The sequence below is a fragment of the Bradyrhizobium sp. P2_E8 genome, from assembly GCF_056403875.1.
Genome location: NZ_JBFUES010000245.1, coordinates 1 through 10,559, shown reverse-complemented (window position 1 = coordinate 10,559; position 10,559 = coordinate 1). Strand labels below are relative to the sequence as shown.

7 protein-coding genes and 1 pseudogene are annotated in these 10,559 nt (G+C 65.0%); 4 read left to right on the top strand and 4 right to left on the bottom strand.

All coding sequences use genetic code 11. The features are described from left to right. A pseudogene (locus AC1D00_RS15815) lies at window positions 1-440 on the bottom strand (CoA transferase); the annotation flags it as partial. 123 nt (window positions 441-563) lie between these two features. On the opposite strand from AC1D00_RS15815, the gene AC1D00_RS15810 reads away from it, so the two are divergent. Then, window positions 564-851, top strand: a complete 288-nt coding sequence (locus AC1D00_RS15810) for a hypothetical protein (protein ID WP_028172312.1) — start codon at window positions 564-566, stop codon at window positions 849-851. A 220-nt stretch (window positions 852-1,071) separates the two neighbouring features. Next, window positions 1,072-1,842, top strand: a complete 771-nt coding sequence (locus AC1D00_RS15805; protein WP_477011317.1) for an SDR family NAD(P)-dependent oxidoreductase — start codon at window positions 1,072-1,074, stop codon at window positions 1,840-1,842. A gap of 251 nt (window positions 1,843-2,093) precedes the next feature. On the opposite strand, the gene AC1D00_RS15800 is transcribed toward AC1D00_RS15805, so the two are convergent. Genes AC1D00_RS15800 through AC1D00_RS15790 form a run of 3 tightly spaced genes read right to left on the bottom strand, consistent with a single transcriptional unit; the run spans window position 2,094 to window position 7,556 of the window. Further along, entirely contained in the window at window positions 2,094-5,282 is a 3,189-nt protein-coding gene (locus tag AC1D00_RS15800) for an error-prone DNA polymerase (protein ID WP_477011316.1), read from the bottom strand. Further along, the gene (locus tag AC1D00_RS15795; RefSeq protein WP_477011315.1) at window positions 5,279-6,871 is read right to left on the bottom strand and encodes a Y-family DNA polymerase; all 1,593 of its coding nucleotides are present in this window, start codon (window positions 6,869-6,871) and stop codon (window positions 5,279-5,281) included. Before AC1D00_RS15795 ends, AC1D00_RS15800 begins: the two co-directional genes overlap by 4 nt. After that, window positions 6,768-7,556 (bottom strand): ImuA family protein, encoded by a 789-nt coding sequence (locus AC1D00_RS15790; protein WP_477011314.1) that lies wholly within the window; start codon window positions 7,554-7,556, stop codon window positions 6,768-6,770. Before AC1D00_RS15790 ends, AC1D00_RS15795 begins: the two co-directional genes overlap by 104 nt. A gap of 163 nt (window positions 7,557-7,719) precedes the next feature. Here AC1D00_RS15790 and AC1D00_RS15785 point away from each other — a divergent pair, with 163 nt between their 5' ends. Both AC1D00_RS15785 and AC1D00_RS15780 read left to right on the top strand, forming a co-directional pair. Beyond that, on the top strand, window positions 7,720-9,129 hold the full coding sequence (locus AC1D00_RS15785) for a UdgX family uracil-DNA binding protein (RefSeq protein WP_477011313.1): 1,410 nt from the start codon (window positions 7,720-7,722) through the stop codon (window positions 9,127-9,129). Window positions 9,130-9,227: 98 nt separating this feature from the next. Then, the coding region (locus AC1D00_RS15780; RefSeq protein WP_477011312.1) for an inorganic phosphate transporter at window positions 9,228-10,559 on the top strand (1,332 nt) is incomplete at its 3' end.

Genomic DNA, 10,559 nt, shown 5'->3' with positions numbered 1-10,559 from the left:
CCCTTCCACCGCATCAACGCGGCCTGCACCTTCTCGCGCTCCGCCTCGCAGGCGAGCACCTTGCAGACCGCGTCGCGGTGATGCGGAAAGTTGGTGTGGCAGCGGACGAAGCGGCCATCGCCGGTCCTGTAGACGCCGGCGATGGCGTCCCAGGCCGGCGGCGGCGGCTTGTCGTCGAGACGCAAATAGCGCTCCGAACGGCATTCGGCCACGGCATGGCGCATGTCGACATGGACGTCCTGCGCCTCACCGCTTCGCAGTCGCCAGATTTCGGCGGCGGCGAGGCCTGCGGCAGCGATTGTGGTTTGGCCGGCGACAGCGACACGAAACGAGGACGGGATCTGCGGCTCCTCCCCGGTCAGCCGTACACGTTCGAGCGCGACAGGATCGCCGCCAACGGAGGTCCAGATACCCTTGAGAATATCGGCGGGGCTTTGCATGGCCGCTTCTCTCCCTTTCGGGCTATTGTTTTAAAGTACGGATCCTTCCGGAAAACCGCTGCCCATTTTTCCGGATCATGCTGTACTTTTCGCGACCATGTCACGATCGCAGAAAGGAATGCAATGGCCGCCATCGATCCCCTTACCGCCGGCGCCGTGTTCATCGCAACGGCGGCCACCGACGCGGTCTATGTCATGTTCACCTCCGCCGTTATCGCGCGCAAGCGCGTGCCGGCGGCGAACTGGAGTGCGGTCTGGTACCTGCTCTCCTCCTACGCGGTGATCAGCTATACCGAAAACGCCTTCTATGTCGCTTTCGCGGCGCTCGGCTCCTGGGCCGGCGCCTACGTCTCGCTGACCTACCTGCACCGCCCGCCCGGCGGCCCGCCGGTGGGGGCGGCGCCGGAGTGAGGTCGTCGCGGTCTTGGCCATCCAGCACGGTGTCATCATCCGCCTTGTGCGCACTTGCGCACTGGGGCGGATGATCCAGTATTCCAGAGATGCCAGAGATAGAACCGAGACGCCGCGGCGTACTGGATACCCCGCTTTCGCGGGRTATGACGCGGAGACCGTATTCAACGCCGTCGCGTAAACCGCTAAAGTCGAACGACCAACAACAAGGAAAACAAACATGGATCTCGGTCTCAAGGGAAAGAACGCCATCGTCCTCGGCGGCACGCGCGGCATCGGGCGGGCGATCGCGGCGACGCTGGCCGGCGAAGGCGCCAATGTCGCGGTATGCGCGCGCAACGCGGATCAGGTTGCGGCCACCGTCGCTGAGCTGAAGGCGAGCGGTATCCGCGCCACCGGCAGCCCGGTCGACGTCACCGACGGCACGGCGCTGAAATCCTGGGTCGAGGGCGCTGCCAAGGAGCTCGGCGGCATCGACATGCTGTTCTCCAATGCCGGCGCGATGGCGCAAGGTCCGGATGCGGCGTCCTGGGAGCAGAACTTCCGGCTCGACGTGCTCGGCGCCGTGCATGCATTCGATGCCGCGCGACCGTTCCTCGAAGCGAGTGGCGAGACAAGCGGTGACGCCGCCTTCGTCATCATCTCCTCGATCTCGGCCGCACAGGCCGATCTCGCGAGCTCCTACGGCCCGATCAAGGCGGCGCTGATCCACATGGCCAAGGGGCTGGCGCGGCAATACGCGAAGAAGAAGATCCGCGTCAACGTGGTCTCGCCCGGCACCGTCTATTTCAAGGGCGGCGTCTGGAACATGATCGAGCAGAACATGCCCGAGCGCTACAAGGATGCGATGAAGCGCAACCCTACCGGCCGCATGGCAACGCCGCAGGAGATCGCAAGCGCCGCGGTGTTTCTGGCAAGCCCGGTGTCGGGGTTCACGACCGGCTCCAATCTCGTCGTGGACGGGGCGATCTCGAACCGGGTGAATTTTTAGAGGGCGCGCTGTCATCGCTCGCGAAGGCGGGCGATCCAGTATTCCAGAGACAGTGCAGCTAGAACCGAGAGGCCGCTGCGTACTGGATACCCCGCCTTCGCGGGGTATGACGACCGAGAGTGAGGGCGATCGCTTCAACAAAACTCGTCATTGCGAGCGTAGCGAAGCAATCCAGACTGCGTCCGCGGAAAGACTCTGGATTGCTTCGCTGCGCTCGCAATGACGGTGTGGCGGCATTCTGCGTCACATCCTCAATGAAAATCCCGCGACGGCGGCAGGATGCGGACGTTGCGGGGGTGGCGCATTTTCTGCGCCGGCGCGTCCGCGTGATCGCGGCGGTCGTCGTTGAGAGGCTCGATCAGCGCGGCGACCAGCACCACGCCGGCGCAGCGGACGCGGCGCCGCTCGTTCTGATGATTGACGTCCTTGCAGGCGACGACGCGCTCGCGCGAAAACATCTCACGCAGGAATTCCATCGGGTGGCCCTTCAGCGACAGCCGGATGGTCTGGTAGTCCGCGACCACCTGCTCGGGGCGCGGCATCACGGGCAATGGCTTTGCGTGCTCGTCGGGCTGCTCACGGGCGGTGGCGGCCTCGAACAGCGGCAACGGCACGCCGTCGGGCAGCCGCCGCACCTGCCACAGCGCCTCGCGGCGATCGAGCCCGAGCGAGCGGAACGCGTCGGCATCGGCAAGCAGGATCAGCGCACGCTTGGGCAGGCCGGTGTCGCGGGCGAAGTCTTCGAGCGAGGTGAAGGGACGGCGGTTGCGGGCGGCGACGATGCGGTCGGCCCAGTCTTCCTTCTTGTCATTCCGGGGCGACGCGCCAGCGTCGAGCCCGGAATCCATTCCGCCAGGCATATGCGGTCCGATGGATTCCGGGTTCGCGCCAAGTGGCGCGCCCCGGAATGACAGCTGGGAGTGTTTCAGGCGCTCCTCATCCTCGTCCAGCCAATGGAAGCCGTCGATCTGGCGGAAGCCCAGGCGTACCGCGCAATATTTGCCGCTCCCCTGCTCCAGCGTGCTCTGCGCAAAGCTGCAGGACACGTCGATGTCGCGGACCTCGACGCCGTTCTTGCGGGCATCGCCGACGATCTGCGCCGGCGCGTAGAAACCCATCGGCTGCGAGTTCAAAAGGCCGCAGCAGAACGCATCCGGATGATAATATTTCAGCCATGACGAAATGTAGACGAGCTGCGCAAAGCTCGCCGCGTGACTCTCAGGAAAGCCGTAACTGCCAAAGCCCTTGATCTGGTCGAAGCAGCTTTTGGCGAAGTTGGGATCGTAGCCGCGCGCGACCATGTTGCCRATCAGTTTGTCCTCGTATGTGCCGATGGTGCCGACATTGCGGAAGGTCGCCATCGAGCGGCGCAGGCCGTTGGCCTCCTCGGGGGTGAATTTGGCCGCCTCGATCGCGATGCGCATCGCCTGCTCCTGGAACAGCGGCACGCCCTTCGTCTTGTGCAACACCCTGTAGAGCTCGTCCGCGGGACCATGCTCGGGTGATGGCGAGGGATAGCTCACCTTCTCCTGGCCGTTCCGCCGCCGCAAATACGGATGCACCATGTCGCCCTGGATCGGCCCCGGCCGCACGATCGCGACCTCGATCACGAGGTCGTAGAACGTCCGCGGCTTCAGGCGCGGCAGCATGTTCATCTGGGCGCGGCTCTCGACCTGGAACACGCCGAGCGACTCCCCGTCACACAGCATGTCGTAGACTTTGGGATCGTCCTGCGGAACGCTCGCCAGAACCCAGTGCTCGCCCTTGTGGCCCGCGATCAGGTCAAAACATTTGCGGATGCAGGTCAGCATGCCGAGCGCAAGCACGTCGACCTTCATCATGTTGAGTGCGTCGACGTCGTCCTTGTCCCATTCGATGAAGGTGCGGTCGTCCATGGCGGCGTTGCCGATCGGCACATAGGTGTCGAGCCGGTCCTGGGTGAGCACATAGCCGCCGACATGCTGGGAGAGATGACGCGGGAATTCGATCAACTCGGTCGCAAGCTCGACCGCGAGGTTGATCATGGGGTTTTGCGGATCGAGCCCGGCCTGCTTGACCTGCATGTCGTTGAGGCCACTGCCCCAGCTCCCCCAGACGGTGTCGGCGAGCGCGGCGGTGACGTCCTCGGTCAGGCCCAGCGCCTTGCCGACGTCGCGGATGGCGCTGCGCGGACGATAATGGATGATCGTGGCGATGRTCGCGGCGCGGTGGCGGCCATAGCGGCGATAGACATATTGCATCACCTCCTCGCGCCGCGAATGTTCGAAATCGACGTCGATGTCGGGCGGCTCCAGCCGCTCCTTGGAAATGAAGCGCTCGAACAAGAGATCGACCTTGGTCGGGTCGACCGAGGTGATGCCGAGCACGTAGCAGACGGCCGAATTCGCCGCCGAGCCGCGGCCCTGGCACAGGATGTTCTGGCTGCGCGCGTAATGGACGATGTCGTGCACGGTGAGGAAGTAGTGCGCGTATTTCAGCTCGGCGATCAGCGCGAGCTCTTTCTTGAGTGTGGCACGCAGTTTGTCATCGATTTCGCCGGCGAAATATTTATCGACGCCCGCCCAGGTCAGATCCTCCAGATGCCCTTGCGCGGTCTTGCCCGGCGGCACCGGCTCGTCCGGATATTGATATTTGAGCTGGTCGAGCGAGAAGTCGATCTTGTTCGCAAAGCGCATGGTCTCCGCGATCGCCCCGGGAAAGTCCCGGAACAGCCGCGACATTTCGCGTGGAGTTTTGAGAAAGCGCTCCGCATTGGCCTCGAGCTTCCGTCCGACCGCCTCGATCGTGGTCTTTTCACGGATGCAAGTCAGCACGTCCTGGAGGGGGCGACGGCCGGGATCGTGATAGAGCACCTCGTTGGTCGCGAGCAGCGGCACCTTTGCTTTTCCCGCGAGATCATCGAGCCGCGCCAGGCGACGCCGGTCGTCGCCGCGATAGACCAGGCTCGCCGCCAGCCACACGCCATCGGCGCGGGTCGCTTTGAGCTTTGCAAGAACATCCAGCGCCTGCGCCGGCTCGAAGCGATGCGGCAGGGTCAGGACCAGAAGCTGGCCTTCCGAAAACGCGAGGAGATCAGGGAAGGTGAGACGACACTCGCCCTTCTCGATCCGCGTGATGTCGTCGCCGCGCTTGCCCCTGGTGAGAAGCTGGCAGAGCCGGCCATAGGCTGCGCGGTCGCGCGGATAGACAAAAATGTCGGGCGTGCCGTCGATGAAGACGATGCGCGCGCCGATCAGCAGCTTTGGCTTGTGCAGCACCTTGTCATTGTCGAGCTCCTTGTAGGCCCGCACCACGCCGGCGAGCGTGTTGTGATCGGCGATGCCGATCGCGGCAATGCCGAGGATGCTCGCCTGATGCACATAGGCGCGCGGATCCGAGCCGCCGCGCAGGAACGAGAAGTTGGTGGTGATGCCGATCTCGGCATAAGCGGACGCGGTCATGCGAAGAGACCGTGCACATACCAGCCGGGAGGAACCGGCTTGCCGTCGTCGTCGAACACCTCCCCCTCGTAAAGACCGTCGCGAAAAATCCAGAAGCGCAGCCCCTCGGCATCCTCGATGCGGAAATAGTCCCGCGTCAACTGCTTGCCGTCCTGCCGCCACCATTCCATGGCGATGCGTTCGGGCCCCTCCACCCGCACCACCGCATGCAGCGCGCGGCGCCAGGTGAATTGATGCGGCGGACCGTCGGGCACGGTCGCGAACGGCACCTTGATCGGCTCAGGCTTGTCGAACAGCCTGAGCGGGCGCAGCGGCGGCTCGCTCTCGACACGGGCCGGCCATTCGGCCTGCATGGCGGCGGCGAGGTGATGCTGCGCCGGCGCGGCCAGCACCGCCTGCTCGGGGATATGGGTATCCTGCGGCAGGTGCACGACGACGCGCTTTCCACCGATCCGCGCGGCGATGCGGTCGATCAGCGCGGCGAGCTCGTCATTGTCGTGGACATGGGCGTCGAGATCGCGCTGCTCCTGCACCACGATCTCGGTGCGGCTCGCCGACAGCCGCACCATGTCGAAGCCGAAGCCGGGATCGAGGGGATCGGCGAGCGCATCGAGCCGCTCGCGGAACAGGCGGTCGATGACGGCGCTTCGCGTCACCGGACGTCCGGTCTCGACCATGATCGCGCGCACCACGCCATCGGTGCGGAAGAAGGCGGCCTCCAGCCGCCGCGCGCCCTTGCCCTGCTTCTCCATGGACGCGATCAACGTGTCGGCGAGCCGCGACAATGTCATCGCGATCATGGTGTCGGTCGCGATCGGCTCGGCAAAGCGCTTCTCCACGATGTAATCAGGCAGCGGCTTTCGCGGATTGATCGGCGCATCGCCCTGCCCCAGCGCGTGCGCGAGCAGCGTGGAGAACCGCGCGCCGAACCGCGCCGTGATCTCGTGGGCGCTGCGCGATGCGACATCGCCGATGGTCTTCAGGCCGGCGCGGCGCAGGCCGGTGGTGATGGCCTCGCCCGCGCCGAGCGCAGACACCGACAGCCGGCTGATCGCCTCCGCCTCCCCGCCATCGGCGACGATGGTGCCTGTGACCTGCCGCGTCAGAGTCCGCGCGCAGACCGAGGTGCCGGCAATCGCCGCGCTGACGGCAAAGCCTTGTCGGCCGAGCGCGCGAACCAGCGTCTGCAACAGCGCAGCTTCCCCGCCGAACAGATGCGCGCAGCCGGTGATATCAAGAAACAGCCCGTGCGGCGGATCGAGCGCAACCAGCGGCGTGAAACGGTCGCACCAGTCGGCGATGTCGCTCAGCGTCTTCGCATCGGCGACGACATCGGCATCGAACACCCGCAAGTCCGGGCACATCGCCCGGGCATTGGCCAAGGGCTGGCCAATATGCAGCCCGAGACGCGACGCCGCATCGTCGAGCGCATGGATCACCAGCGCATTGGTGTCCTTGATGACGACGACGCTTGGCTCGTTGTCCTTATGCAGTCCGGCGCTGCCAAGGAACCGCTGGATCCGCTCGATGGGCAGGTGCGGCAGCCACAGGCTGAGGATACGCCGACGATTCACTGAACTGGCACTCATCACATTTCCATTCCATGATCCACCGGCCGCATGGGCCATGACGATTGCGCAACAGCTCGGCATCGAAGCGCGGCGCGCCCCAGGCGCTCCACATCGAGCCCGGCGGCGAATGCGCCGCACGCAGCATCCATCGTGTCTCCGCGGTCGAGGGCAGCGGCTGCGCGGCCATCCGCAGCAGCAGGCCGGTGACGCCGGAGCCTTGCGCGGCCAGCGTCAGCTTGCGGCTCGCCACGAGATCGAACTGCCGCGTCTCGCCCCAGAGCTCGAGCACGACCGCGCCGAGCGCATCGCAGGCGAGTGCATCGGCCGAAGTACGCAGCGCACTCTCCACATCGGYCGCGCGCACCATCACCACGCGGCGCGGATCGAGGCCGAGTTCGGCGAGTCCGCTCATCGACAGCGCACCGGCTTCTAGCTCCGAAAAATCCTGCCGCACCCACAGCAGCGGCCGGCGTGCGGTCACGCGTCCCGCAACGCCCATGACAAACCCGGTCGCGGYGGCGCCCTGGCGCCCCTCGCAAAACACCTCGTGGATCGCCGCACGCGCAAGTCCGCCCTTCAGCGCGCTGTCGACCTCGCCGTGGCCAAGCGCGACGCGATCGCGCTGATGCACGACCTCCGCCGTCTCGATGCGCTCGATCTGGCCGCGCAGGGTCGCAAGCGCGCTCATGCGTGCGCCGCTCATGCTCGCCGCTCCTTTGAGATAGGTGCCGTGGCTCAAAAATAAGAACCCGCGGCTGGCTCATTTGTTCATGATATGTTCTAATATAAAGCTAACGGCGCCCTGGGAGTCAATCGAATTGGCGCGCCTTCGGATTCATGAGCGGAATCAAGAGGATTCGAGTGCCATGTACCTCGTCACCCTGAACAGCGAGACCGATTTCGACGGCTGGCGCAAAGCCGCTCGCGCATTCGCCCTGCATCACGTCGCCCCGGCGGACGTGGTGTGGCACGTGCAAGGCCAGACGGAAGACCAGATGCCGCCCGGCCTGTCCGAAGCGCCGAGCCTTCCGCCGATCGAGACCGAGAGCACGTTCACCGTGCCGGCCAATTTCATCGAGCTTGCCCGCGTCGCGATCCTGCATTGCGAGGGCGAGCGTTTTGCGCTGCTCTATCGCCTGCTCTGGCGGTTGAAGGTCGATCACGACCTGCTCGCAACGATGAGCGATCCCGACGTGGCGCAGATAATCACGATGGCAGGCGCGGTGCAGCGCGATGCGCAGCGGATGCGCGATCTCGTCCGCTTCCGCGAGATCGGGCGCGAGCAGAAGGCGCATTACGCCGCCTGGTTCGAGCCGGAGCATCACATCGTCGCATTTGCCGCGCCGTTCTTCGCGCGTCGTTTTGCCGACATGCCCTGGTCGATCCTCACGCCTGACGTTTGTGCCCATTGGAACGGTCACGCGATCTCCTTCACGCCTGGAATCAGCCGGACGGAGTGGCCGGCCCCAGGGCGCCTGGAGGAAACCTGGCGGCGCCATTTCCAGCCCGACCGGCTGACGACGACCGACGCGCCGGTGAAGCGCCGGAGGAACCTCCAGGACGCATCGACGCTTGGATCGATACTTGGACCCCTGCTCGCCGATGCCGAACGCTGGACCGGCGGACGGATTTCCCCACGTCCGGAAGCCATCATGGGACACAAAGCAGCCGCCAAGGATCTCGAAGCGCTTCGCGAGGAGGCCGCGCATTGCCGTGCCTGCCCGCTCTACAAGGACGCGACGCAAACCGTGTTCGGCGAAGGCCCGAAAGACGCCACCATCATGCTGGTCGGCGAGCAGCCCGGCGACAAGGAAGACCTCGCCGGCCATCCCTTCGTCGGCCCCGCCGGCCAGATGCTCGACCGCGCGCTGGAGGAAGCCGGCGTCGATCGCAGGAAGGTCTATGTCACCAACGCGGTCAAACACTTCAAATTCGTGCCGCGCGGAAAAATCCGCCTGCATCAGAAGCCGAATACAAAGGAGATCCGGGCATGCCGGCAATGGTATGAGCGGGAGCTGGCGGCCGTTCAACCCGATCTCGTCGTGGCGATGGGCGCCACCGCCGCGCAAAGCGTGTTCGGCAAGATCACCCCGATCGGCAAGACCCGCGGCCGGCTGATCGACCTTCCCGACGGCCGCAAGGCGCTGGTGACGGTGCACCCGTCCTATCTGCTGCGGCTGCCCGACCCCGAAGCCAAAGTGCTGGAATATCAGCGCTTTGTCGAAGATCTGAAGATCGCGGCCAACTTGCAGAAGAAATCCGCGCGCGCCGCCTAAATAACGGCGGGAAAACGCCTTTCAACCACCGCTTGTCATCCAGCCTTCAAATCCATCGCGGACAATACCCTTACCTGAAAGTTAAGGGGCGTCCTGACATGACCGATGTAGCATTCGACCGCGCGGTAGCCGATCCCGCGCCGATCCAGCCGGCCTCTCGGCCAAATCTCGACAAGGGCTTCAATCCGCTGACGATGATCCTGTTCTTCGGCATCCTCGCCGCGGGCCTGCTGTTCGTCGCCTACAGCATCTATGCCGACGTCAACGCGACCGGCACGCGGGTGACGACCTTCCTGCCCTACATCCTGCTGTTCGTCGCGCTGCTGATCGCGCTCGGCTTCGAATTCGTCAACGGCTTCCACGACACCGCCAACGCGGTGGCGACTGTGATCTACACCCATTCGCTGCCGGCCGAAGTCGCCGTGATATGGTCGGGCTTCTTCAACTTCCTCGGCGTGCTGCTGTCCTCCGGCGCGGTCGCCTTCGGCATCGTCTCGCTGCTGCCGGTCGAGCTGATCCTTCAGGTCGGCTCCAGCGCCGGCTTCGCGATGGTGTTCGCGCTGCTGATCGCCGCGATCCTCTGGAACCTCGGTACCTGGTATTTCGGCCTGCCCGCCTCCTCCTCGCACACGCTGATCGGCTCGATCATCGGCGTCGGCATCGCCAACGCCGTGATGCGCGGCCGCGACGGCACCTCGGGCGTGGACTGGAGCAAGGCCACCGAGATCGGCTACGCGCTGCTGCTGTCGCCGCTGTTCGGCTTCATCTGCGCCGCCGTGCTGCTGCTGCTGCTCAAGTTCATCGTGCGCAACCCTGCGCTCTATGCCGCGCCTGAAGGCAACAAGGCGCCGCCGCTCTGGATCCGCGGCCTCCTGATCGCGACCTGCACCGGCGTCAGCTTCGCCCACGGCTCGAACGACGGCCAGAAGGGCATGGGCCTGATCATGCTGATCCTGATCGGCACCGTGCCGACCGCCTACGCGCTCAACCGCGCGCTGCCGGAATCCCAGGTCGCCCAGTTCCAGAAGGTCTCGGAGGGCGCCTCCAAGGTGATCGCGGCCAAGGGCGCCGGTCACTCGATCATAGGCGATCCCCGTCCTGCGGTGACGCAGTACATCACTTCGCACCACATCAGCGAAGGCACCTACCCCTCGCTGTCGGTGCTGGTGAAGGATGTCGGCGACCAGGTCGTGAAGTACGGCTCGCTCAACAAGGTACCGGCGGAAGTGGTCGGCAACACCCGTAACGACATGTACCTGACCTCGGAAGCCATCCGCTTCCTGATGAAGGACAAAGAAAACGACCTCAACAAGGATGAGGTCGCGACCTTGAACGCCTACAAGGGCGGGCTCGATAGCGCCACGAAGTTCATCCCGAACTGGGTGAAGATCGCGGTCGCCATCGCGCTCGGTCTCGGCACCATGATCGGC